The sequence below is a fragment of the Streptomyces sp. B21-105 genome, assembly GCF_036898465.1.
Classification (GTDB): Bacteria; Actinomycetota; Actinomycetes; order Streptomycetales; family Streptomycetaceae; genus Streptomyces.
This window is the reverse complement of sequence record NZ_JARUMJ010000001.1, coordinates 1,411,215-1,434,327: the sequence shown is the minus strand read 5'-3', so window position 1 is coordinate 1,434,327 and position 23,113 is coordinate 1,411,215. Positions and strand designations below refer to the sequence as shown.

Genomic DNA, 23,113 nt, shown 5'->3' with positions numbered 1-23,113 from the left:
CCGGACACTTCGGCATCCCGGTGCCTCGCGCGAGGCAGTCGATCGGCTGACCCGACGGCCAGGTGGAGCGGCGAGCTGCGTGACCCGGCCGAGCGCCCCTTCGTTGGGTGGGCGTCCACGTCGACGGTCAACGGCGGGGCCCGGGGCCGTCATGGCGACGGTCCGGGCCCGCCGCGCCGGTCGCGGGTCGCGCCCTGGGCCGCGTGCGTCCTAGTGGTGCTTCGTCAGGTTCTGCTTCTCCTGGTCGGCAGGGGTGCGGCCGCAGGTGGTGCGGGTGCCGGTCCAGCACCGCAGCAGGTCCTGAAGCATGTCGAGGACCTGGTAGAGGGTCAGGCCGGCATCTGGGCTTTGGGTCGAGCCGCCACAGGGCGAGGAAGGCCTGAGCGGCGGTGACGAGGGTGACGTGGTGCCAGCCGCGCCAGGTGCGGCCCTCGAAGTGGTCCAGACCCAGGCCGTGCTCGGGTTCGCGGTAGTCGTGCTCGATCCGCCAGCGCGTCTTCGCCCATCGCACCAGGTCGGCATGGGGGTGGTGTCGGGCAGGTTGGTCATCCAGCAGCCGGTCGGCTCGTGGGCTTCTTCGGGCCGTAGCGTAGGCGGGTTGATACGGCTCGGCAGTGGCCGGCCGTGCGAACTCTTTGGGATCGACGGCCATGACGTAGGTCCAGCCGCGTTCCTCCAGCGCAAGCCGGAAGGAGACGCTGCGGCCATAGCCGGCATCGACCGCGATCACCGGCACCGGCAGTCCCCACTCGTCCAGCCGGTCCAGCAGCCCTTGTTGCCGACGGGTAGCTCCTTGAGTGAATCCTGCCATTCCGGACGTGTAGTGAGCGCTTTCCCCGTGGCCGCCACAGGGTTGGAGAATTGGTATTGACCAAGGGTGGGGGCCGCCCTATGGTCGCGAGAGAAGTACAACAACCTTTAATAAACAAGGGCGCGAAAACGCCGCCGGACCACGGCGATTGCGGAGGACAGGGTGGGGACCACGCAACTGGAACCGGTGCCGGAACCGAAATACTGGCATCTCAAGACCGTGCTCAGCGAAGCGCTCGACTCCGAGTTCGCCGTGGGCGAGATCCTGCCCAACGAACGTGAGCTGGCCGCCCGCTTCGGCGTCGCCCGCGCGACACTCCGTCAGGCCTTGGAGCAGCTCGAGCTGGAGGGCCGGCTGCAGCGCCGCCGAGGCGTCGGAACCACCGTCGCGCCGCCCCGGATGGGCGTCGCCGTCGGCACCGGGCAGCAGGTCTGGCCGGGAGTGGGGGAGGACGCCTGGCAGGCCGTCGGCTGCACGCTCGCGGCGCCGCCCGCAGCCGTCGCCGCCGCCCTGGAGACCCCGCGCGAACAGAGCGTGCACATCGTGCGCCGCTCACGGGTCTCGCACGCTCAGCCCGTCGCCGCCGAGCTGCTGTACGTCCCGCAGGCGTCGGCGTCCGACCTCAGCGCGATCGACGCCCCCTCCGAGGTCGCCCGCGCGCGTGCGGTGCTGCGCGAGCTGCACCGCCTCGAACTGCAGGGCCAGGACAGCGCCGTGGAACTGGGCTCGGCGCGCGCGGACGACGCGAGGGAACTCGACCGGCTCCCCGGCGCGCCCGTCCTCGTGGTCACGACCCGCTACTTCGCCGAGGGCCGTACCGCCGCGCTCTCCGTGGCCACGTACCGCGCGGACACCTGCCGGCTGACGTTCGGCGCGTCCGGCGGCGTGGAGATACACCACGGTCCGGAGCAGCAGGCCTCCTGAGCGCCGCGTCCCCCGAGGGCCACCTGCGGCAGGCTCCCTGAACAGCCTGCGGCGGGTCGTCCGACGGGACCGTCCGTGAAAGCCGCCCAGCTGCCGGCGACACCACCCGGCTGCCGCGCAGCCGCTGCGCCCGGCGACCCGGAACTCCTCCGGGGCGCCGGGCGTCCCACCCGTGACGGACGGCGCTCCGAGCTGAGGCTCACCGCCGCGCCGTGACCGTCCCCTCCACCGCGAACAACTGCTCCTCCACGTGATCGAGGGCGAGCCGCAGCGCCCCCGTCGCCACCGCCGCCTCCCCGAGCATCGACAGGGCCACCTTCGGCGGCCGCAGACAGTAGCGCGCCAACTCGGCGCGCAGCGGCTCCAGTACGCCGTCCAGGCCGGCCGCCCAGCCGCCGACCACGACCAGCTCCGGGTCGAGCGCGAGCACCAGCGCGGCCACGTCGTGCACCAGCCGCTGGATGAATCGGTCCACCGCCGCACGGGCCCGCGGGTCGCCTCCCCGCGCCTGCGTGAACACCTTCGCGACCGCCTGCTCGTCCAGCGGGTGCAGCGGCTCGTCCGTCGTGGACAGCAGGGTCTCCGGCGTCGCCTCACGACCCAGCAGATGCAGCGCGCCGATCTCCCCGGCCGCACCGCCGTACCCGCGGTGCAGCCGCCCCCCGATCAGCGCGCCGGCCCCCGGGCTCAACCCGGCCAGCACGAAGACGACGTCGTCGGACTCGGTGGCCGACCCCTTCCAGTGCTCGGCGACGGCCGCCGCGTTGGCGTCGTTCTCCACCAGCACCGGGCACTTGAACGAACGGCTCAGCCGCTCGCCGAGCCGCAGCCCCGTCCACTCGGGCAGCGCGGTGCCCAGCCGCACCGTGCCGTCCGCCTCCACGATCCCGGGCGTGCCGACCCCGACCGCCCGCAGCGAACTGCGCGGCACGCCGGCCCGTCGCAGCAGTTCGGCGACGGCGTTGCGCAGCCGTTCCAGCCGTTCGTCCGCCGGGGCCGCCTCGTCGACGTCCCTGGCCTGGGTGCCCAGGAGGCGGCCGTCCAGGTCGGACAGCATCGCGGCCACTCGATGGGACCCGATCTCCAGGCCCAGCAGGTGCCCCGCCTCCGCCCGGAACCGGAACCGCCGCGCGGGCCGCCCCTGCCGCCGGGCGACGCTCTCGTCCGCCGCCTTCTCGACGACGAGCCCCGCCGCGATCAGATCCTCGACGACCCCCTCCACCGTCGGCCGGGACAGCCCGGTGACCCGGGTGATCTCCGTGAGCGTCGCGCAGTCCGCGGCACGCAGCGCGTGCAGCACCACCGCGGAATTGATCCTTCGCAGCAGCGAGGGGTCCCCGCCGGTCAGCCGCCCCAACGTCCGTCCCTCCAGCTCGTGCGCGTGTGGGGCGGATCGTACTCGGCGCTTGCCCACCCCGGCGAGTGCCGAGCCGGCACCGACGGCCCCGGCGCCCCCGGCCCGGCTCCACGAACCCCGGCTCGTACGCCGTGCCCACCGCCCGCGTCCGGCCCTGCGGCCCGCCCCGAGTCCCGCCCCGAGTCCCGCGTCCCGCCTCCGGTCCCGCGCTTCGTCGGCGACGGTCGCCGTCGCGGGTGGCGGCTGACGGCCCGCCAATTGTCAGTGGTGGCCGCTTTACTGGATTGATGGACATCGACGGGTATCTCGGGCCCGGAGGGCGCACGGCGGCCTTGGCGACCAGTCACGGCCTCGTGGCGGCGGACGCCGCGGTGCGTCTCGCCGAAGCCGAGCGTTTCCGTGCGGAGAGGGAGATCGTCGCCGAGAGCCTCACGCGGCGCTGGGGCACGCCGTACCACGTCGGCCTGCAGACGGTCCGGCTGCGGACCGGGGCTGAGGAGATACCCGAGCCCTGGGCCGGGCTGAGCCTGCGCGTGGGCGAGGTCTATCTGTGGCGGATCGAGGAAGAGGGCCGGTGGGCGGCCCTGGGCGTGGCCGATCTCGACCCCGACGACGAGATACAGCTCCTCCTCGTCGTCACGCAGACCGACCCGCCCTGACGGCCGCCGGTCCTCCGCCGTCAGCTCTCTGCCGCCAGTAATCCGCTGTCCGTCCTTCGTCGTCAGCCCTCTGCCGTCACTCTTCCGCCGCCAGCCGCAGCCGTGCGAACTCCTGCGCCATCGTCGCGGTGGTCCAATGCGCGTTCAGGCCGCTGGGATTGGGCAGCACCCACACGCGGGTGTCGCCGATGCGCCGCTCCTGCGGGCCCACCACGGCCTTGCGGTCGTCGAACGCCGCCCGGTACGCGGTCACGCCCACCACCGCCAACCACCGGGGTCTGCGCCGTGTCACCTTGTCCGTGAGCAGCCGCCCGCCGTCCCGGTACTCCTGCGCCGTGAGCTCGTCGGCCCGGGCGGTGGCCCGTGCCACCACGTTGGTGATGCCCAGCCCGTGGGCGAGCAGTTCCTCCTGCTCCGCCGGTTTCAGCAGCCGCGGGGTGAAGCCGGACAGGTGCAGCACCGGCCAGAAGCGGTTGCCGGGGCGGGCGAAGTGGTGGCCGGTGGCCGCCGTCATCAGGCCCGGGTTGATGCCGCAGAAGAGCACGCGGAGACCGTCCGCGACGACGTCCGGTACGAGACGGTCGCGGGCGGCCTCCAGCTCCGCCTGGGTGAAGCGCGTCAGAGGATCGCTCCGGGCGTGTAACCTGCCGCCTCCGGCCGCTGCTTCACGATCTCCTCGACGCGGCCCACGACCGTGGCCACCTGGGCCGCCGCTGCGCCCGTGAAGGACAGCTTGTCGGCCATGAGCGCGTCCAGTTGGGCGCGGTCGAGCGGCAGGCGCTCGTCGGCGGCCAGCTTGTCCAGCAGTTCGTTGCGCTCGGTGCCCTGTTCGCGCATCGCCAGCGCCGAGGCCACCGCGTTCTCCTTGATCGCCTCGTGCGCCACCTCACGGCCGACGCCCCCGCGCACCGCGCCCATCAGCACCTTCGTGGTGGCGAGGAACGGCAGGTAGCGGTCGAGCTCGCGGGCGACGACCGCCGGGAAGGCGCCGAACTCGTCGAGCACCGTCAGGAACGTCTCCAGCAGGCCGTCCAGCGCGAAGAACGCGTCCGGCAGCGCGACCCGGCGCACCACCGAGCACGACACGTCGCCCTCGTTCCACTGGTCGCCCGCCAGCTCGCCGGTCATCGACGCGTACCCGCGCAGGATGACCATCAGGCCGTTGACGCGCTCGCAGGAGCGGGTGTTCATCTTGTGCGGCATGGCGGAGGAGCCGACCTGGCCCGGCTTGAAGCCCTCGGTCACCAGTTCGTGCCCGGCCATCAGCCGGATCGTCTTCGCCAGCGAGGAGGGGGCCGCCGCGAGCTGCACCAGCGCGGTCACGACCTCGTAGTCCAGCGAACGCGGGTAGACCTGGCCGACGGAGGTGAAGGCCTGCGAGAAGCCCAGGTGGCCGGCGATCCGGTCCTCCAGCTCGGCCAGCTTCGCGGCGTCGCCGCCCAGCAGGTCCAGCATGTCCTGCGCGGTGCCGACCGGGCCCTTGATGCCGCGCAGCGGGTAGCGCTCCAGCAGCTCCTCGACCCGGCCGTACGCCACGAGCAGCTCGTCGGCGGCGGTCGCGAACCGCTTGCCGAGCGTGGTGGCCTGGGCGGCCACGTTGTGCGAGCGGCCGGCCACGACCAGCTCGCCGTACTCGGCGGCCAGCTTGCCCAGCCGGGCGAGGACGGCCACCGTGCGGTCGCGGACCAGCTCCAGCGACAGGCGGATCTGCAGCTGCTCGACGTTCTCCGTCAGGTCGCGGGACGTCATGCCCTTGTGGACCTGCTCGTGCCCGGCGAGGTCGTTGAACTCCTCGATGCGGGCCTTCACGTCGTGCCGCGTGACCTTCTCACGCTCGGCGATCGAGGCCAGGTCGACGGTGTCGAGGACACGCTCGTAATCGGCGATCGCCGTGTCCGGCACCTCGATCCCGAGGTCCTTCTGGGCCTTGAGCACGGCGAGCCAGAGCTGACGCTCCAGCTTCACCTTGTGCTCGGGGGACCAGAGCGTGGCGAGCTCGGCGGAGGCGTAGCGTCCGGCGAGGACGTTGGGGATGCGGGGCTTGGCGGCGGCAGCGGAAGTCACGTGGAGGGATTCTACTGGCGCTTCGTGCAGGTCGGCGCAGCGGTCTCGTTCGGCGGAACCTACGAGACCGGCATCACCCCCGCGTGCGGAACGGCGTCGTCCGTCCGGGTCAGGTCCTACGCCTGGCCCTCGTACGGCAGGAGATCGGGGCGTTTGGGCGGCAGGCCGTCGCCGGAGGACCGGCCCGTCAGCCGGCGGCCTATCCACGGCAGCAGGTACTGCCGGGCGAACCGTGCGTCCGCGACGCGCCGGGCGGCCCAGCCCGGCGGCAGGGTGGGCGGCATCGGCAGGCGCCAGTCGGCGTCCTCGGCCTCGTGTCCGAGGGTCTGCCAGACCGCCTCGGCGACCCGGCGGTGGCCCTCCGCCGTCAGGTGCAGCCGGTCGACGTCCCACAGGCGCGGGTCGCCGAGCGAGGGGGCGCCGTACAGGTCGGCGACGAGCGCACCGTGCCGCTCGGCCAGTTCCTCGACGCACACGAAGAGCTCCTCCATGCGCGGCCGGAACCGCTCCAGGACCGGCCCCTGCCGGCCCGGGCTGCGCATCAGCACCAGCTGCTTGCACGACGGTGCGAGCCGCTCCACCGCCTCGGTCAGCAGGCCTTTGACCCGGCCCATGTCGCACTTGGGGCGCAAGGTGTCGTTGAGGCCGCCGACCAGGGTGATCACGTCGGCGCCCATCGCGGCGGCCACCGGCACCTGCTCCTCGACGATCTGCCCGATCAGCTTGCCGCGCACCGCGAGGTTGGCGTACCGGAAACCGGGGGTGCGGGCCGCCATCCGCGCGGCGAGGAGGTCGGCCCAGCCTCGGTAGGAGCCGTCGGGCAGCCGGTCCGACATGCCTTCGGTGAACGAGTCGCCGACGGCGACCAGGCTGGAGTACGGGGGAATGGTGTTCGTCTGCATGGCGACACCGATAGTAGCCCGAGTCTCATACCCGCTGGTCGGTCGGGCCTGGCCGGGCCCTCGGCCGTCCGGGCCGTCCGGCTCGTTCAGGCCGTTGTCCAGGCCGTCGGGCCCGTCCATGGGCGTGATCACCCCACGGACGGGCCGGACGGCCTACGTCCGCCGCCCGAAGAGCTCCTGGAGCACGTCCTCCATGGTGACCAGGCCGGCCAGCCTGCCGTCGGAGCCGAGCACGGCCGCCAGATGCGTCCGGCTGCCCCGCATCGCGGTGAGGACGTCGTCCAGCGGCGTCGCCTCCCGTACCCGCGCGATGGGTCGCATGTCCCGCAGCGCGAACGCCAGGTCCCGCGGCGAGGCGTCCAGCGCGTCCTTCACGTGCAGGTAGCCGACGATCCGGCGCCCCTCGTCCACCACGGGGAAGCGGGAGAACCCGGACTCCGCCGCCAGCTGTTCCAGCCCTTCCGGAGTGACCCCCACGCGCGCGTAGACGACGCGTTCCAGCGGCAGGACGACGTCCCGCACCGGGCGGCGGCCCAGCTCCAGGGCGTCGTGCAGACGTTCCTGGGCGCGGTCGTCGATGAGGCCGGCCTCGCCGGCGTCCCGGACGATCTGCGCCAGCTCCGCGTCCGAGAACGTCGCGCTGACCTCGTCCTTCGTCTCGACCCGGAGCAGCTTCAGCAGCCCGTTGGCGAAGGCGTTGATCGCGAAGATCACCGGCCGCAGCGCCCTGGCGAGTGCGACCAGCGGCGGTCCCAGCAGCAGGGCGCTGCGCACCGGCTCCGCGAGCGCGATGTTCTTCGGCACCATCTCGCCGAGCAGCATGTGCAGATAGGTGGCGGCCGTCAGCGCGATCACGAAGGACACCGCGTGTCCGGCGCCCTCGGGCACGCCCAGCGCGTGGAACACCGGCTCCAGCAGGTGCGCGATGGCGGGTTCGGCGACCACGCCGAGGACCAGCGTGCACAGGGTGATGCCGAGCTGCGCCGCGGCCATCAGCGCCGACACGTGCTGCAGACCCCACAGCACGCTGCGCCCGCGCCGGTCGCCCTGTTCGGCGTACGGCTCGATCTGGGAGCGGCGTACCGAGATCAGCGCGAACTCGGCGCCGACGAAGAACGCGTTGACGACGAGGGTCGCCAGCCCGATGAGCAACTGGACGGCGGTCACTGCTCGGCCCCTTCCTCACGGGTGTCGACGAGCGGGGCGTGCAGCAGCACGCGCGCGGCCCGGCGGCCGGATGCGTCCACCACGTCCATCCCCCAGCCGGCGACCTCGACGGTGTCGCCGACGGCCGGTATCCGGCCCAGCTCCGTCGCGACCAGCCCGGCCAGCGTCTCGTACGGACCCTCGGGCGCGTGCAGGCCGACGCGCGCGAGCTGGTCGGTGCGGGCGGCGCCGTCGGCCGAGTACAGGGCGCGGCCGTCGTCGTCGGTGCCCGCGGGCGCCAGTTCGGGCGTCTCGTGCGGGTCGTGTTCGTCACGGACCTCGCCGACGACCTCCTCCACGATGTCCTCCAGCGTGGCCACGCCCGCGGTCCCGCCGTACTCGTCGATGACGACGGCCATCGTCCGCTTGCCGGACAGCCGGTCCAGCAACCGGTCCACGGTGAGCGACTCGGGGACGAGGAGAGGGTCCCGCATGATCTCGGCGACGGGCACCCGCGCGCGTCGTCCGGCGGGCACCGCCAGCGCGTCCTTGATGTGCGCGGTCCCCACCACCGAGTCGAGGTTCCCGCGGTACACGGGGAAGCGGGACAGGCCCGTCGCCTGGGTCGCGTTCGCCACGTCCTCGCAGGTCGCCGTCGCGTCCAGGGCGATGACCTGCACGCGCGGTGTCATCACGTTCTCCGCCATGAGGTCGGCCAGGTTCAGCGTTCGTACGAACAGCTCCGCGGTGTCCGCCTCCAGGGCGCCCTCCCGTGCGGAGTGCCGGGCCAGGGCCGCGAGCTCCTGGGGGCCGCGCGCGGCGACGAGCTCCTCGGTGGGCTCCACGCCGAAGCGGCGCACGATGTGGTTCGCGGTGTTGTTGAGGTGGCTGATGAAGGGGCGGAAGGCGGCGCTGAACCAGCGCTGCGCGTTGCCCACGCGCTTGGCCACCGCGAGCGGGGAGGAGATCGCCCAGTTCTTCGGCACCAGCTCGCCCACGACCATCAGGAACACCGTGGACAGCGCCGTGCCCAGCACCAGAGCGACGGAGCTCGACGTGGAGTCGGACAGTCCGAGCGATTCCAGCGGCCCGGCGATCAGCTTGGCGATCGACGGCTCGGACAGCATGCCGACCACCAGGTTGGTGACGGTGATGCCGAGCTGGGCGCCGGAGAGCTGGAAGGTGAGGTTGCGCACCGCCTTGAGCGCACCGGCCGCGCCGCGTTCGCCGCGCTCCACCGCCCGCTCCAGCTCGCTGCGCTCGACCGTGGTCAACGAGAACTCGGCGGCGACGAAGGCGCCGCACGCGAACGACAGCAGGATCGCCACCAGGAGCAGCAGCACTTCGGTCATCGGGTCTCCTCCGTCCCAGGATCCGGCAGGGCGGGACGGAACGCGCGACAACGGGCGCGGCAAAGCGTACGGGAACCGGTACGGGTACGGGGAGGCTCGCCCATGGGCGGACGCTCACACCTTTCATGAGGTCGACGGGGCCGTGCGGGAGATCCGCACGGCCCTCCAAGGGTAAAGGATCGGCAAAGTGATCCGGGTGGGCCGCCGGGTCAGTCGGTGAGCGGCTTGACCCAGCGCCGCCACTTCTCCTCCGGCGCGTACCCCGCGGCGCGCCAGGCATGATGCGCCGTCTCGTTGCGGGTGAGCACCATCGCGTCCCCGCGCCGCCCGCCCAGCCGCACGAACCGCTCCTCCGCGGCCGCGAGCAGCGCCGTGCCGATGCCCTGCCGTCGCCGCTCCGGATGCACCGCCAGCCGGTACAGATGACACCGCCACCCGTCGAACCCGGCGATCACCGTGCCGACGAGCTCGACGCCCTGCGCGCCGTCCCGCCCGTCGCACTGCTCGGCGAGGATCAGCGCCTCGGGATCGCGGGCGACCAGTCGCTCCACCCCGCCGCGGTCGTCGCTGATGCTCGTGCCCTCGGCGGCGGTCTTCCAGAAGGCAAGCACGGTGTCCAGGTCCTCGGGCGTCGCAGCCCGAATGTGAAGATCAGACGTACGAAGATCAGACATGCGGTGATCCCATCACGGGCCACGCGTCCGGACCCGGAATTCCAGAATCCGGACGCGACCCGGAAGTCCAGGAGCCGGACGCGGCCCGGGGCGGCAGGAACCGGACGCCGCCCGGGGCGGCCGCCGGCGTCACTCGTGCGCGATCGCCGCCAGCACGTTCATCCGGGACGCCCGCAGGGCCGGCAGCATCGCCGCGACGACTCCGACGACCGCCGAACCGACGACCACCGCGACGATCGTGCCCCACGGAACGGCGAAGGCCTTCATCCCCTGCAGCTCCAGCACCTGCTGGATGCACACGCCCCAGACCAGTCCGAGCGCCAGCCCCAGCACCGCGCCGAACACCGCGATCACCACCGACTCCAGCCGGATCATCCGGCGCAGCTGCCGCCGGCCCAGCCCGATGGCGCGCAGCAGTCCGATCTCCCGGGTCCGCTCCACCACCGACAGCGCCAGCGTGTTGACGACGCCGAGCACCGCGATGACGATCGCCAGCCCGAGCAGCGCGTAGACCAGGTACAGCAGCACCGCGATCTGGTCGTGCACCAGTTTCTTGTAGTCGGCCTGGTCGCGCGCCTGGACCTGCGGATACGCGTCCAGTGTCCGCTCCAGACGTGGACGCAACTGCTCACCGGTCGTGCCGGAGCCGGCGTTCACGTACAGCGCGGAGTCCTGCCCGCCGGGTACGTACTTCTCGACGGCGGCGATGCCGAGGAACAGCCCGCCCTGCATGCCGAAGCCGTCACCCCCGTCCTGGTCGGTGAGCGCGCCGACCTTCAGCGACGTCGTCCGGCCACCGGGGAACTCCACCGGCAGCACGCTGCCGATCCGCACGCCGTGTTCCTTCGCGAAGTCGACGTCCATGCCGAGCGCGCCGTCGGCCAGCGCGGCCGCGGTGTTCCCCTCGGCGTACGGGATGTGCGCGACGTCGTCGACCTGGTCGTCGTAACCGCTGGCGGTCGTCTCGACGCGCTTGCCGTCGGGCAGCCGCACGGCGAGCGGCGCGAACCGCTGCCGCACCACGAGGCCGACGCCCTCGGTGCCGCGCACCGCGTCCGTGACCTCCTGCGAGAACGGCGTGAAGTTGGCGTTCTGGACGACGAAATCGGCGCCGAGCGTTTTGTCGATCTGCTGGTCGAACGACTTGGACATCGAGGCGCTCGCCACCGACATCCCGCCCACCAGCGCGAGACCCACCATCAGCGCGGCGGCGGTGGCGCCCGTACGGCGCGGGTTGCGCAGCGCGTTGCGCTGGCTCATCCGGCCGACGGAGCCGAACAGCGCCGGGAAGGCGCCGCCGAGGACCCGGATCACCGGACGGACCAGGAGCGGGCCCGCGATGACGGTGGCGATCAGCGTGAGGACGACGCCCAGGCCCAGCAGGGACGCCGCGGACGCCGTCGCCGACGAGGCCGCGCAGCCGGCGAGCGCGGCCGCGCCCAGCGCGCCGACGACCGCGCCGACCACGGCGCGCGTCTTCAGCGGGCGGCCCACCCCCGCGATGTCCGCGTCCGCGAGGGCCGCCATCGGGGACACGCCGGCCGCACGGCGGGCCGGGAGATACGCGGCGACGAAGGTGACGCCGACGCCGACGACGTACGCCGACACGGGAGTCGCCCAGCCGACGACCATCTCGGTGGCCTTGAGGTTCATGCCGAACGCGCCCATGAGCTTGATCAGCCCGGCCGCGAGGCCGATGCCGGCGGCCAGCCCGAGCGTGGAGCCGACGAGCCCGAGCAGCACCGCCTCGGTGAGCACCGAGCGCCGTACCTGGCGGCGGTCGGCGCCCAGGGCGCGCAGCAGGCCCAGCTCACGGGTGCGCTGGGCGATCAGCATGGAGAACGTGTTGACGATGAGGAACACGCCGACCAGGACGGCGATCCCGGCGAATCCGAGCATCACGTACTTGATGACGTCGAGGAACCCGCCCAGCGCCTCGGCCGACGACTTCGCACGCTCCTCGGCGGTCTGCACGTCGTACCGCCCGGCGCCGAGGGCGGCCGAGACGCGCCGCTCGAGCACCGCGTCGTCCACTCCCGGGGCCGCGTCGACGGAGATGGCGGTCGCCTTGTCCGCCGACCCGAGGAGCTGGGCGGCGGCGGTGCGCGGGTCGAGGTAGACCAGGGCCGCGCCGGGGTTGGTGGTGGTGAAGGTGGCGATGCCGACGACCGTCACCTTGAACGAGCCGGGCTGGGCCATCACCGTCAGGGTGTCGCCGATCCGCACGTGCTTCTTGTCGGCGGTGTCGGCGTCGAGCATGACCTCGCCGGCGCCGCGAGGGGCGTGGCCGGAGGTCAGCTTCACCGGGCTGCGGTCGGTGACGTACCAGTCGGTGGCGACGGTGGGCGCGCCGGTGGTCGGTCCGACCGACTCGTTGTCGCCGTCGACGACGGTGATGTTCTGCACGCTCACGTCCGCGTGGGTGGACGCGACTCCCTCGACGCGGGCCAGTCGCCCGGCGAGGGCGGCGGGGACGGTCTGGACCGCGCCGGTCGGCACGGAGGAGCTCAGCTCGTCGGCGGGTTCCACCGTCACGTCGGCCGACGTGGACGCGAAGAGCCGGTCGAAGGTGCGCGTCACCGTGTCGGAGAAGATCAGGCTGCCGGCCACGAACGCCACCGACAGGACGACGGCGAGCGCGGACAGCAGCAGCCGTCCCTTGTGCGCCAGGAAACTTCTGAGGGTCGCCTTCAGCACCGGGTCAGTCCTCCTCGGGGGCGCCGTCGAGCGGGCCTACGGTCCTGGCTGTGGGCGAGTCGTCGGCAGCGCCGTCGAGGAGGCCGCCGGCCCGGGGTGCGCGGCCCACGTCGAAGCGCTTCATACGTTCCAGCACGGCGTCCGCCGAGGGCTGCTCCATCCGGTCCACCAACCGGCCGTCCGCGAGGAAGAGCACCAGGTCGGAGTGGGCGGCGGCACCCGGATCGTGGGTGACCATGACGACCGTCTGGCCGAGGTCGTCGACGGCCTGCCGCAGGAACGCGAGGACCTCGAGCCCGGCCCGGGAGTCGAGATTGCCGGTGGGCTCGTCCGCGAAGATCAGCTCGGGACGGGAGGCGAGCGCCCGGGCGCAGGCCACCCGCTGCTGCTGGCCGCCGGAGAGCTGGGCGGGCCGGTGCTTGAGCCGGTCCCGCAGGCCGAGCGTGTCGATCACCTGGTCCAGCCACTCCTGGTCGGGCTTGTGGCCGGCGATGTCCATGGGCAGGGTGATGTTCTCGGCCGCGTTCAACGTCGGGATGAGGTTGAACGACTGGAACATGAACCCGATCCGGTCCCTCCTGAGCCGGGTCAGCTCCCGCTCCTTCAGCCCGGTGATCTCGGTGCCGCCGAGCCACACCTGTCCGGCCGATACGGAGTCGAGGCCGGCCAGACAGTGCATCAGCGTGGACTTCCCGGAGCCCGACGGGCCCATGACGGCGGTGAAGCGGCCGCGTGCGATCTCCACGTCCACCGAGTCGAGGGCGATCACCGCCGTCTCGCCCGAGCCGTACGCCTTGGTCAGACCTCGGGCCCGCGCCGCGACCCCGTCGGCCGGGGCCGGACCGGGATCGTGCTGCGCAGCAGGTGTGGACAAGGCTGCCTCCTCGCTCGGTGATCGTGCTCGTCGTCGGTCGTCGGTCGTCGGTCGGCGATCCGCGATCGGCCGTGTCGGTGGGCCGTCGTGGGCCGTGGGTCGTCGTCGACCGTCCGGCCGAGCGTAGTGTGATACGCCGCACAGCCGGTATCACTTTTCGATTCCGGCCCGCCCTTGCCGTTGCTAGCAGATCGGCGCTAGCTTCTAGGTATGGCGAAGACCCAGCTGAACGTGCGCGTCGACGAGGGCACGGCCCAGGTCGCCCGCGAGCGAGCCACCGCCCGCGGCATGAGCGTCAACCGCTACATAGAAGAGCTGGTCAGACAGGACGCCGGGGAGATCGGCCACACGTTCGTCGAGGCCGCAGGCGACTTCATGAAGCAGTACGAGGCGCTCTTCGCCGAGGAGTTCGGCGCCGAGCGCGAGGGCGGCACGCGCGAAGGTCGCCGCTGATCCCTTGAGCGACCTCCGCATCGACCTCGCCTGGCTCCTCATGCTCGCCGAACAGAAGACCCCGGGAGACCCGCAGGTCACCGACTGGGGCGCGCTGGTCGCGGCCGTGGCACGCCATCAGGCGGAGATATTCGACGTCCCCGTCTACGACGACCCGCCGGCCCGCGCCGCCGCACTGCTCCAACTCCTCATCCACGTCCCGGCCCTGGAACGCTCCAACGCGCTCTTCGCGTGCGCGGTCGCCTACGCCTATCTGGTGGCCAGCGGCCTGAAGGTCGTCACCTCGCCCGAGCAGGTCCGTGACCTGGCCCGGCTGGTGAAGAACGGCGAGGCGTCCGTGGCCGACATCGCACGGGAGCTGCGGGAGTGGAGCGGGTGAGCCAGCCGGTGACGACCCGCCGGGTGAGCGAGCGGACGATCCGGTGCGCGACCCGGCAGGCCGGCGAGCGGGTGGGACGTCAATCGGGCGTCGTGGGCCGCCAGGCGGTTCCCGTCACGCAGTAGGAGAACGGCAGCGGCGGCCCCTTCTCCGGCAGCCGAACCCGCCGGTAGGGGCCCAGCTCGAAGCCGGCTTCCCGCAGCGCGCCGACCGCGTCCCGGGTGAGGCGGCAGCCGCCGGCCAGGTGCGGCCACACCGTGCGGTCCAGCGCCTGCTGTGTGAACCGCATGGCCCGACCGCCGCCCGGCCCGTGCTCGAGGAACCGCACCTCGCCGCCGGGCCGCAGCACCCGCCGCAGCTCGGCCAGGGCCCGCGGCACGTCCCGCACGCTGCACAGCACCAACGACACCACCGCAGCGTCGAACGCCTCGCTCTTGACCGGCAACGCCTCCGCCGCACCCGGAACCACGTCCACGGGCGTGTCGGCGCGCAGCGCCTCCTCCAGCGCCAGGGTCCGCATGCGGCGCTCCGGCTCGATCGCTACGACCTCCGCGACGGTGCGCGGGTAATGAGCGAAGTTCAGCCCGTTGCCCGCGCCGATCTCGACGACCCGGCCGGACAGCCCGGCCAGCAGCCGCTCACGCACGGCCGCCATACCGCCCCGGGCCTCCGCGGCCGAGCTGACGGCGGGATACCAGCGGGCGAACAGCGGGTGGTGGACGGGGTCACCGGACACCTTGCCGGAACCCGTGGACCGAATCGGCATGGCGACCTCCCAGGCAGGACGGGCCTACCCGGATCCTTCCCCGTACCGGCCCGCCGCACCCCCCGCCGCACCCCCGCTGTGCCGCCCGCGCCGCTCACTCGACGAAGGCGCGCACCTGTGCGTAGACACCGTGGTCGTTGTTCATGTCGTCGTGCGAGATACAGCCGACCCCCACGTTGGTCGCCCCGCTCAGCAGTGCCGAGGAGTCCGGGTCCACGGCCGCGTCGCAGTTCGACCAGTAGGTCGCGTAGTTCACGCTGCCGGGCGTCTCGTCGCCGGAGTTGAGCGCGGTCACGAACGAACTGCCCGGGACCATCTCGGCGCAGGACCTGTACAGCCAGCTGCACAGCGAGGCGACCGACGTGCCGTGGTTGGTGCCGGCCACGGAGACGAAGTCGTCCACGTAGGCAGTGCCGCCCAGGTTCTTCAGGTAGTAACGGGCACTGAGCGCGCCCATGGAGTGCACGACGACGTCGACCTTGCTCGCGCCGGTCCTCGCACGTACGTTCTTGATCTCCGTGGCCAGCTGTGCGGCCGTGGTGGCGTTCGACTGGGACCAGCTGTACGTCCACGCGTCGAGCTCGGCGGCCGTGTAGCCGTCGGCCTTGAAGTAGCCGACCCAGTCGTCCCAGCTGCTCGACGAGCTGCTGATGCCGTGCACGAAGACGATCGGGTCGTGGGTCGCCGCGTGGGCGGTGGGGGAGACGGACAGTGACAGAAGGAGCGAAGTGGCCGCGGCCGAGAGGACCGCGGCGATGCGACGCTTGCGGCGCTGCATGATGCCTCCTGAAACGGGTGGGGTAGCCAGGAGTCTCCGGTCGGGTCTACGCGCGCCGCATCGGTGATATCGCCGGTCTTTACGGTTCAAGTAACCCGCCAGTAACGTCATGTGTGTGGTGACTCCGGTGAACCCCCCACCCCTGGACCGCACTTCGCCACCGAGCCCCCCGGACGCGGGTCCGCGCCCGGTCGCCGCGCTGCCCGAAGGCGTCCGGGTGCGCGCGCTGCGCCTCGTGTACGGCGACCCGCGCGCCGCCGTCGAACTCGCCGCCCGGCTCACCGAACGCCAGGCGGCCGGCCTCGACCCGCTGCCCACCGACCCGGCGGAGCTGGCCCCGGACGTCCTGCGCACACACCGCCGGGAGATCCGCGCCCTGCCCGACGACACCCGGCTGCTGCTCCTGCTCGCCGCCGCCGACCAGTACCCGGTGGCCACCCACGCCTTCCTGCGCGCCGTCGCCGCCGCCCGGCTCGACACCCGTCCGCTGGAGGCCGCCGAGACGGCAGGACTGGCCTGCGCCACGGCCGGCGGCGTCGGCTTCCGCGACGCCTGGACCCGGATCGCCGCCTACGAGACCGCCGCCCCGGCCGACCGGCGCGACGTCCACCGGCTGCTGGCCCGCGTCCTGCACGACGCCACCGAAGCGCCCCGGCGCTCCTGGCACCGGGGGGCCGCCGCGCTGGGCCCCTCCGGACGGCTCGCCGCGGAGCTGGCCACGGCCGCCGACCGGGCCCGCGCCGCAGCCGACCCCGCTCTGGCCGCCGTCCTCGCGGAACGCGCCGCCGCCCTCTGCCCGGCCCCCCGGGAGCGTTCCCGCCTGCTCGCCCACGCGGCGGCCGACGCCTGGAACGCCGGCGACGCCGACCGCTCCCGCGCACTGGCCGCCCGCACCGACGCCGACGCCGCCCTCACCGGCGTCCTCGCCCTGCGCACCGGCCACGCCGCCGAGGCCTTCGACGCGCTGCTGGCGGGAGCCTCGGCCCGCGCCGACCCGGCGCCCCTGCTGGCCCGCGCCACCGAAGCCGCCGTCTACACCGGCGACCTGCGGCGTTGCCGGGAGGCGGTGGCGGCGGCAAGGCAACTGGGCGTCGCCCCACCGGGGGTGCTGGGCGGCATCGCCGCCGCCGTCGACGGGCGCTACGAGGACGCCCGTGACCTGCTGGAGGCGACCGCGGGCAGATGCGGCCCCGGCGGCGACCCCACCGACCTGCTGCACGCCGGCGTCGCCGCCCTGATGCTCGGCGACCACCCTCGGGCCGCTACCGCCACCGTCCGGGCGGCGGCCGCCGCCCGCACGCGCGGTCTCACCGCCCTCGTCTCGCAGGCGCTCGAGTTCCGCGCCCACGCCGACTTCTGGACCGGCCGGCCGCGCGCCGCCGAGGCCGCCGCGCTGGACGCGCTACGGCAGGCGCAGGCCACCGGGCAGGACAACGGCGCCTGTCATCTCCAGGCCGCCCTCGCCATGTTCGCCGCGCTCACCGGCGACGGCGACCTGTGCCGCAGGCGCGCCGCCGCGGCCCGGTCCCACGCCCTCGCCCACGGCCTGGGCCTGCCCGCCGCGCTCGCCCAGTGGGCGCTCGCCCTCCTCGACCTCGGCACCGGACGCTACGGCCCCGCCGCCGCCCGGCTGCGCGCCCTCGCCGCCTTCGGACCCGGACACGGCCACCGCGCGGTCCGCCACTCGGCCACCCCGCACTACGTCGAGGCCGCCGTACGCACCGGCGACACACGCGTCGCCCGGGCCGCGCACGCCGACTACGACCGCTGGGCCCGCGCCGTCCACAGCGCCGACGAACTGGCCCTCAGCGCCCGCTGCCGCGCCCTGCTCACCCCGGGAGCCGACGCCCTCGGGCACTACCGCACCGCCCTCGAACTGCACGCCGAGGGCGCCCGCCCCTTCGAACACGCCCGCACGGAGCTGCTGTTCGGCGGCGCCCTGCGCAGGCTCCGCCACCGGGCCGAGGCCCGCGACCGGCTGCACAGCGCCCGGGAGGCGTTCGAGTCCTTCGGCGCCCCGCACTGCGCCGAAGCGGCCCGCGCCGAACTCCGGGCCCTCGGCGCCCCCGCGACCCCGGCCCGGGGGCCGACAGCCCGGCCGTCCTGCTCACCGCCCAGCAGTTCCTGATCGCCCGGATGGCCGCCGAGGGCGCGACGAACCGGGAGATCGCCGCCCGTCTCGCCCTCAGCCATCGCACGATCGACCATCACCTGCGCGGCGTCTTCAACCGGCTGGGCATCCGCTCCCGCATCGAACTCGTCCGGCTGATCGCCGACGCGCAGGGGACGACGTCCGGGCCACCGGAGGGCCGAGGCGTCCCGGACGACGCCCGCCCGTCGGGTCCATGAAGTCCCACCGCCGCGCGACGCCCGGCCCGCCCGCTCCCGAGGCCGAGCGCACGCTCGCCCCGGCCCGAAAACACTCGCGCGTCCCCTCGCCGCCCCCGGCGAGCCCCCGTGCCGTGGGACAGCCGGCGGTGTCTCGCGGACGCGGCTCGGCCTGCGGCCCACACCCGCAAGGCCCGTGGTCCCTCTGCGAGAACTGCGAACGCCGAGCCGCGGGGCGGCCGGCCGGTGTCTCGCGGACGCGGCTGAGCCCGCGGCCCGCACGTGGGGCCGCGGGCCCCTTGCCGGACCCGCGAGCGCCGTGTCGCGGAATGTCGGCGATACCGTGCGAACCCGACTCAGTGCGCGGCGCGGGCCCGGAACGCGTCGGCGTCCCACGTCCCGTCGAGCCGTGGCGCCAGCCAACCCGGGGCCGCCGCGCGGAAGTCGGTGGGCGCCAGCGACCCCACACCCGTCGGCAGCGCCCCCAGCAGCGGGGCCCCGGCGACGTCCGGCAGGTCGGTGACGTTGCAGCGCATCGCCAGGTCGGGCGAGTCGGGCCAGTCGCCGATGACCACGCCCGGCAACTCCAGGCCACGCGCACGCAGTTCACGGGCCGTCAGCTCCGTCGTGTTCAGCGTGCCCAGCCCCGCCGAGGACACCACCAGCACCGGCGCCCGCAGCAGCCGAGCGGCGTCGGCCAGCGTGCCGCCCGCCTCGTCGAACCTGACGAGCAGGCCGCCCGCCCCCTCGACGAGCACCAGGTCGTGCGACGCGGCCAGTTTCTGCGCCGCCTCCGCCACATCGCCCGGACGCACCGGCGCGAGACCCGCCCGCCGCGCCGCCGTCGCGGGAGCCAACGGCTCGGGGAAGCGGGCGACCTCGACCGCGGTGAGCGCGCCCGCCAGCCGCGCGACCTCCTCGGCGTCCCCCGGCTCGCCCGGCGCAACACCGGTCTGCGCCGCCTTCAGCACGGCCACCGACCGGCCCGCCGCCCGCGCCGCCGCGGCGACCGCCGCCGTCGTGACCGTCTTGCCGACCTCCGTGCCCGTCCCCGTGATCACCAGGATCGGCATGCTCACCCCTCCCGCGCCGCCGCGCACACCGCGCGCGTGATCCGTGCCACGTCCACGTCACCGGTGACGTACGGCGGCATCGTGTAGAGGAGATCGCGGAACGGCCGCAGCCAGACCCCCTCGCGCACGGCCGCCGCGGTGGCGGCCCGCATGTCCACCTCGTGGTCGAGCTGGACGACCCCGATGGCGCCCAGAACCCGCACGTCCCGCACGCCGGGGAGCCGCGACGCCGGAGCGAGGCCGTCCCGCAGGCCCGACTCGATCCGCTTGACCTCCGCGAGCCAGTCCTGGCCGAGCAGCAGCTCGATCGAGGCGCAGGCGACGGCCGCCGCGAGGGGGTTGCCCATGAACGTCGGCCCGTGGGCCAGCACCGGCACGTCGCCCCGTGAGATCCCGTCGGCCACCCGGGAGGTGCACAGCGTCGCCGCCATCGTCAGATAGCCGCCGGTCAAAGCCTTGCCGACGCACATCACATCCGGTGTGACCGCGGCGTGCTCCGCCGCGAACAGCGCGCCCGTACGGCCGAAACCGGTCGCGATCTCGTCGAACACCAGCAGCACGTCGTGCGCGTCGCACACCTCGCGCAGCACCCGCAGATACCCGGGGGAGTGGAACCGCATCCCGCCCGCGCCCTGGACCACCGGCTCCACGATGACCGCGGCCAGTTCGTCGGCATGCTGTTCGACCGTCGTGCGCAGCTGATCGGCGTACGCCTCGTCGTACTCCGCCGGGGGCGCGTCCACGAAGACCTGCCGGGGCAGCACGCCGGTCCACAGGTCGTGCATCCCGCCGTCGGGGTCGCACACCGACATGGGCTGCCAGGTGTCGCCGTGGTAGCCGCCGCGCCAGGTCAGCAGGCGGCTCTTCGCCGGACGGCCCAGCGAACGCCAGTACTGCAGGCACATCTTCACCGCGACCTCGACCGACACCGAGCCCGAGTCGGCGAGGAAGACATGCTCGAGACCGTCGGGCGAGATGTCGACGAGAAGCTTCGCCAGCCGGACGGCGGGCTCGTGGGTGAGCCCGCCGAACATGACGTGGCTCATCCGTTCCAGCTGCTCGCGCACGGCGTCGTTGAGCACCGGGTGGTTGTAGCCGTGGATCGCCGACCACCAGGACGACATGCCGTCGACCAGCTCGCCCGAGCCGTCCGCCATCCGCAGCCGGACCCCGCTCGCCGACTCCACGACGAGCGGTTCGGCCCGGCCGGGCATCGGACCGTAGGGATGCCACACATGCCGCCGGTCGAGCTCCAGCAGCTCAGACACGGCGAGCGGGGACGGCTCCGGCACGGCGAGCGGGGACGGCTCAGGCATTGGGGGCGAGATCGGTGCCGGCGCCGCGGCGGCGCACGGCGACCAGGTCGGTGCGGGCCTCGCCCGCCGACGCGGCGGCAGCGGGGGCCGCGGTCGCCGCGGGGACGGAGCCGCAGACGCCGCCGACCTCGTGCGAGCCGCATCCGGAGCCCTCGTGTCCGCCGCAGCCCGCGGCCTGCTGCGACCCGCAGCCGTCGCCCTCGTGGGACCCGCAGCCGCCGCCCGCCGTCGCTCGGTGCTCGGGCAGCGTGACCTGCTCGGCGCCCTCCACCTCGAACCCGCCGTCCGCGATCATCTCCAGGTCGGCCTTGCCCGCCTGGCCCTCGGTCGTGAGGTAGTCGCCGAGGAAGATCGAGTTGGCCAGGTGCAGCGCGAGCGGCTGCATCGTGCGCAGATGCACCTCGCGCCCGCCCGCGATGCGGACCTCGACGTCCGGGCAGACGAACCGCACCATCGCCAGGATCCGCAGACAGCGCTGCGGGGTGAGGTTCCACTCCTTGGCCAGCGGGGTGCCCTCGACCGGGATGAGGAAGTTGACCGGCACCGAGTCCGGGTCCAGCTCGCGCAGCGAGTAGACGACGTCCACCAGGTCCTCGTCCGTCTCGCCCATGCCGGCGATCAGACCCGAGCAGGCCGACAGGCCCGCCGCGTGCGCCTTGGCGACGGTGTCCACCCGGTCGGCGTAGGTGTGCGTGGTCGTGATCTCGCCATACGTCGACTCCGACGTGTTGAGGTTGTGGTTGTAGGCGTCGGCGCCCGCCTCGCGCAGCCGCTCGGCCTGGCCGTCGGAGAGCAGGCCCAGACAGGCGCACACCTCGACGCCCTCGTTCTGTTCCTTGATCGCCTTGATGGTGTCGGACACCCGGTCGACGTCCCGGTCCGTCGGCCCGCGCCCGGACGCCACCAGGCAGACCCGCTTCGCGCCGCCGGCCAGCCCCGCCGCGGCGGCCTGCGAGGCCTCGTCGGGCTTGAGCCAGGTGTACTTCAGGATCCCGGCCGTCGAGCCCAGCCGCTGGGAGCAGTAGGAACAGTCCTCGGGGCACAGGCCCGACTTGAGGTTGACGAGGTAGTTGAGCTTCACCCGTCGGCCGAACCAGTGCCGGCGCACCTTCCCGGCCGCGGCCACCACGTCCAGCACGTCGTCGTCGGAAGTGGCGAGGACGGCCAGAGCCTCCTCGCGGGTCGGCAGCTCGCGCCGAAGCCCCTTGTCCACCAGCGTGTTCAGCAGGTCCATGAGAGCCGATCCTGTCCTACGCACCCGCTCCGGGCCAAGGTAGGGATCACACAACACACCCGGTTCGACGTGTGGGTATTGCCACACCGTGGGCGGGCGGCCCTGCCGCTAGTGTCTGTCCGCTACCTACAAAAGCACCGGAGGACCCATGGCGTTCGGCTGGATCGACGAGCAGGCGGAGCTGCGCCGCCGGGCCGGACTCGTACGGACGCTGCGGCCGCGGCCGGCCGACTCGCCGCTGCTGGACCTCGCGAGCAACGACTACCTGGGTCTGTCCCGTCATCCCGAGGTCGTCGAGGGCGCCGCGGCCGCCGCCCGCACCTGGGGCGGCGGCGCCACCGGCTCCCGCCTCGTCACCGGCACCACCGAGCTGCACGGCGACCTGGAGCGGGAGCTGGCGGACTTCTGCGGCTTCGAGGCGGCCCTGGTCTTCTCCTCCGGTTACGCGGCCAACCTCGCCGCCGTCACCGCGCTGGCCCCGCACGGCTCGCTGATCGTCTCCGACGCGGCCAACCACGCCTCGCTCATCGACGGGTGCCGGCTGGCCCGCGGCGCCGTCCAGGTCGTCGGCCACGCCGACCCGGAGGCCGTGCGCAAGGCGCTCGACGCCCACGACGGCCCGGCCGTGGCCGTCAGCGACGCGGTCTTCTCGGTCGACGGCGACGCGGCCCCGTTGGCCGGCCTCGCCGCCGCCTGCCGGGAGCACGGCGCCGGTCTCGTCGTCGACGACGCCCACGGACTGGGCGTGCTCGGGGACGGCGGCCGGGGCACCGCGCACGCGGCCGGTCTCGCGGGCGCCGCCGACGTCGTCGTGACGCTCACGTTGTCCAAGTCGCTCGGCAGCCAGGGGGGCGCCGTGCTGGGCCCCGCGCGGGTGATCGAGCACCTGGTGAACGCGGCCCGCACGTTCATCTTCGACACGGGCCTGGCCCCGGCGGCGGCGGGCGCCGCGCTGGCGGCCCTGCGGCTGCTGCGCCGGGAACCGGGGCGCGCCGCACGCGCGCGGGCGGTGGCGGGCGAACTGCACGCCCGACTGACGGCCGCGGGTCTGGAAGCGGTGCGTCCCGACGCCGCGGTCGTCTCGGTGCGTGCGCCCTCCCCGGAGGAGGCCGTGCGCTGGGCGGCGGACTGCCGGACGGCAGGTCTGGCCGTGGGCTGCTTCCGTCCTCCTTCCGTGCCCGACGGCATCTCGCGCCTGAGGCTCACCGCCCGCGCGGACCTCTCCGACGCCGAGCTGGCACGCGCCGTGCGGGTGATCGGCGAGAACCGGCCCTGAAACGGCGAGAACCGGATGTGAAACGGCGATACACGTCATGAAACGGCGAG

General features: G+C 73.5%; 19 protein-coding genes and 2 pseudogenes. 6 read left to right on the top strand and 15 right to left on the bottom strand.

Going from position 1 to position 23,113, the window contains the following annotated elements:
• Nucleotides 1-346: 346 nt before the first annotated feature.
• A pseudogene (locus QA802_RS06170) lies at nt 347-772 on the bottom strand (transposase); the annotation flags it as partial.
• A gap of 201 nt (nt 773-973) precedes the next feature.
• Between QA802_RS06170 and QA802_RS06165 the strand changes: the two are divergent.
• Nucleotides 974-1,735: a GntR family transcriptional regulator gene (locus tag QA802_RS06165; RefSeq protein WP_334518739.1), complete on the top strand. Its 762-nt coding sequence runs from the start codon at nt 974-976 to the stop codon at nt 1,733-1,735.
• A gap of 199 nt (nt 1,736-1,934) precedes the next feature.
• On the opposite strand, the gene QA802_RS06160 is transcribed toward QA802_RS06165, so the two are convergent.
• The gene (locus QA802_RS06160) at nt 1,935-3,092 is read right to left on the bottom strand and encodes an ROK family transcriptional regulator (protein WP_319170776.1); all 1,158 of its coding nucleotides are present in this window, start codon (nt 3,090-3,092) and stop codon (nt 1,935-1,937) included.
• A gap of 287 nt (nt 3,093-3,379) precedes the next feature.
• On the opposite strand from QA802_RS06160, the gene QA802_RS06155 reads away from it, so the two are divergent.
• A complete protein-coding gene (locus QA802_RS06155) occupies nt 3,380-3,751 on the top strand; it encodes a hypothetical protein (protein ID WP_334518735.1) in 372 nt (123 codons plus the stop codon).
• A 76-nt stretch (nt 3,752-3,827) separates the two neighbouring features.
• On the opposite strand, the gene mug is transcribed toward QA802_RS06155, so the two are convergent.
• The 8 genes from mug to QA802_RS06115 form a co-directional block, all read right to left on the bottom strand.
• A complete protein-coding gene (mug, locus tag QA802_RS06150) occupies nt 3,828-4,373 on the bottom strand; it encodes a G/U mismatch-specific DNA glycosylase (protein WP_319170816.1) in 546 nt (181 codons plus the stop codon).
• Nucleotides 4,370-5,815: an adenylosuccinate lyase gene (gene purB, locus QA802_RS06145; RefSeq protein WP_334518733.1), complete on the bottom strand. Its 1,446-nt coding sequence runs from the start codon at nt 5,813-5,815 to the stop codon at nt 4,370-4,372. Before purB ends, mug begins: the two co-directional genes overlap by 4 nt.
• A gap of 116 nt (nt 5,816-5,931) precedes the next feature.
• Nucleotides 5,932-6,717 (bottom strand): SGNH/GDSL hydrolase family protein, encoded by a 786-nt coding sequence (locus QA802_RS06140; RefSeq protein ID WP_334518731.1) that lies wholly within the window; start codon nt 6,715-6,717, stop codon nt 5,932-5,934.
• Between the two features lie 153 nt (nt 6,718-6,870).
• On the bottom strand, nt 6,871-7,884 hold the full coding sequence (locus QA802_RS06135) for a hemolysin family protein (RefSeq protein ID WP_334518729.1): 1,014 nt from the start codon (nt 7,882-7,884) through the stop codon (nt 6,871-6,873).
• Nucleotides 7,881-9,215 (bottom strand): hemolysin family protein, encoded by a 1,335-nt coding sequence (locus QA802_RS06130; protein WP_334518727.1) that lies wholly within the window; start codon nt 9,213-9,215, stop codon nt 7,881-7,883. Before QA802_RS06130 ends, QA802_RS06135 begins: the two co-directional genes overlap by 4 nt.
• A 209-nt stretch (nt 9,216-9,424) precedes the next feature.
• Nucleotides 9,425-9,889 carry a GNAT family N-acetyltransferase gene (locus tag QA802_RS06125; RefSeq protein ID WP_334518725.1) on the bottom strand — a complete coding sequence of 155 codons (465 nt, stop codon included), beginning with the start codon at nt 9,887-9,889 and terminating at the stop codon, nt 9,425-9,427.
• 129 nt (nt 9,890-10,018) lie between these two features.
• The gene (locus tag QA802_RS06120; RefSeq protein WP_334518723.1) at nt 10,019-12,586 is read right to left on the bottom strand and encodes an ABC transporter permease; all 2,568 of its coding nucleotides are present in this window, start codon (nt 12,584-12,586) and stop codon (nt 10,019-10,021) included.
• 4 nt (nt 12,587-12,590) lie between these two features.
• Entirely contained in the window at nt 12,591-13,460 is an 870-nt protein-coding gene (locus QA802_RS06115; RefSeq protein ID WP_334518721.1) for an ABC transporter ATP-binding protein, read from the bottom strand.
• A 210-nt stretch (nt 13,461-13,670) separates the two neighbouring features.
• On the opposite strand from QA802_RS06115, the gene QA802_RS06110 reads away from it, so the two are divergent.
• Both QA802_RS06110 and QA802_RS06105 read left to right on the top strand, forming a co-directional pair.
• The gene (locus QA802_RS06110) at nt 13,671-13,913 is read left to right on the top strand and encodes a toxin-antitoxin system HicB family antitoxin (RefSeq protein WP_107445163.1); all 243 of its coding nucleotides are present in this window, start codon (nt 13,671-13,673) and stop codon (nt 13,911-13,913) included.
• 4 nt (nt 13,914-13,917) lie between these two features.
• The gene (locus QA802_RS06105) at nt 13,918-14,292 is read left to right on the top strand and encodes a fic family toxin-antitoxin system, toxin component (RefSeq protein ID WP_107445164.1); all 375 of its coding nucleotides are present in this window, start codon (nt 13,918-13,920) and stop codon (nt 14,290-14,292) included.
• A 79-nt stretch (nt 14,293-14,371) separates the two neighbouring features.
• On the opposite strand, the gene QA802_RS06100 is transcribed toward QA802_RS06105, so the two are convergent.
• Together QA802_RS06100 and QA802_RS06095 are read right to left on the bottom strand one after the other, a co-directional pair.
• Nucleotides 14,372-15,058, bottom strand: a complete 687-nt coding sequence (locus QA802_RS06100; protein ID WP_334518718.1) for a class I SAM-dependent methyltransferase — start codon at nt 15,056-15,058, stop codon at nt 14,372-14,374.
• A gap of 94 nt (nt 15,059-15,152) precedes the next feature.
• Nucleotides 15,153-15,836 carry an esterase/lipase family protein gene (locus QA802_RS06095; protein ID WP_334518716.1) on the bottom strand — a complete coding sequence of 228 codons (684 nt, stop codon included), beginning with the start codon at nt 15,834-15,836 and terminating at the stop codon, nt 15,153-15,155.
• Nucleotides 15,837-15,945: 109 nt separating this feature from the next.
• On the opposite strand from QA802_RS06095, the pseudogene QA802_RS06090 reads away from it, so the two are divergent.
• A pseudogene (locus QA802_RS06090) lies at nt 15,946-18,185 on the top strand (LuxR C-terminal-related transcriptional regulator).
• A 335-nt stretch (nt 18,186-18,520) separates the two neighbouring features.
• On the opposite strand, the gene bioD reads toward QA802_RS06090, so the two are convergent.
• From bioD to bioB, 3 genes are read right to left on the bottom strand one after another with little or no spacing between them, the layout of a single operon-like run.
• On the bottom strand, nt 18,521-19,237 hold the full coding sequence (gene bioD / locus QA802_RS06085; RefSeq protein ID WP_334518714.1) for a dethiobiotin synthase: 717 nt from the start codon (nt 19,235-19,237) through the stop codon (nt 18,521-18,523).
• 2 nt (nt 19,238-19,239) lie between these two features.
• Nucleotides 19,240-20,553: an adenosylmethionine--8-amino-7-oxononanoate transaminase gene (locus tag QA802_RS06080; RefSeq protein ID WP_443042075.1), complete on the bottom strand. Its 1,314-nt coding sequence runs from the start codon at nt 20,551-20,553 to the stop codon at nt 19,240-19,242.
• Entirely contained in the window at nt 20,546-21,787 is a 1,242-nt protein-coding gene (bioB, locus tag QA802_RS06075) for a biotin synthase BioB (RefSeq protein ID WP_334518712.1), read from the bottom strand. The genes QA802_RS06080 and bioB overlap by 8 nt, the downstream gene beginning before the upstream one ends.
• Nucleotides 21,788-21,935: 148 nt before the next feature.
• Between bioB and QA802_RS06070 the strand changes: the two genes are divergently transcribed.
• A complete protein-coding gene (locus QA802_RS06070) occupies nt 21,936-23,063 on the top strand; it encodes an 8-amino-7-oxononanoate synthase (RefSeq protein WP_319167283.1) in 1,128 nt (375 codons plus the stop codon).
• Nucleotides 23,064-23,113 lie beyond the last annotated feature (50 nt).

Coding starts and splice junctions, on each gene's coding strand:
- QA802_RS06155 (WP_334518735.1), top strand. CDS start 3,380: ATGGACATCGACGGGTATCTCGGGCCCGGAGGGCGCACGGCGGCCTTG.
- QA802_RS06140 (WP_334518731.1), bottom strand. CDS start 6,717: ATGCAGACGAACACCATTCCCCCGTACTCCAGCCTGGTCGCCGTCGGC.
- QA802_RS06130 (WP_334518727.1), bottom strand. CDS start 9,215: ATGACCGAAGTGCTGCTGCTCCTGGTGGCGATCCTGCTGTCGTTCGCG.
- QA802_RS06125 (WP_334518725.1), bottom strand. CDS start 9,889: ATGTCTGATCTTCGTACGTCTGATCTTCACATTCGGGCTGCGACGCCC.
- QA802_RS06110 (WP_107445163.1), top strand. CDS start 13,671: ATGGCGAAGACCCAGCTGAACGTGCGCGTCGACGAGGGCACGGCCCAG.
- QA802_RS06100 (WP_334518718.1), bottom strand. CDS start 15,058: ATGCCGATTCGGTCCACGGGTTCCGGCAAGGTGTCCGGTGACCCCGTC.
- QA802_RS06095 (WP_334518716.1), bottom strand. CDS start 15,836: ATGCAGCGCCGCAAGCGTCGCATCGCCGCGGTCCTCTCGGCCGCGGCC.
- bioD (WP_334518714.1), bottom strand. CDS start 19,237: ATGCCGATCCTGGTGATCACGGGGACGGGCACGGAGGTCGGCAAGACG.
- QA802_RS06080 (WP_443042075.1), bottom strand. CDS start 20,553: ATGCCTGAGCCGTCCCCGCTCGCCGTGCCGGAGCCGTCCCCGCTCGCC.
- bioB (WP_334518712.1), bottom strand. CDS start 21,787: ATGGACCTGCTGAACACGCTGGTGGACAAGGGGCTTCGGCGCGAGCTG.
- QA802_RS06070 (WP_319167283.1), top strand. CDS start 21,936: ATGGCGTTCGGCTGGATCGACGAGCAGGCGGAGCTGCGCCGCCGGGCC.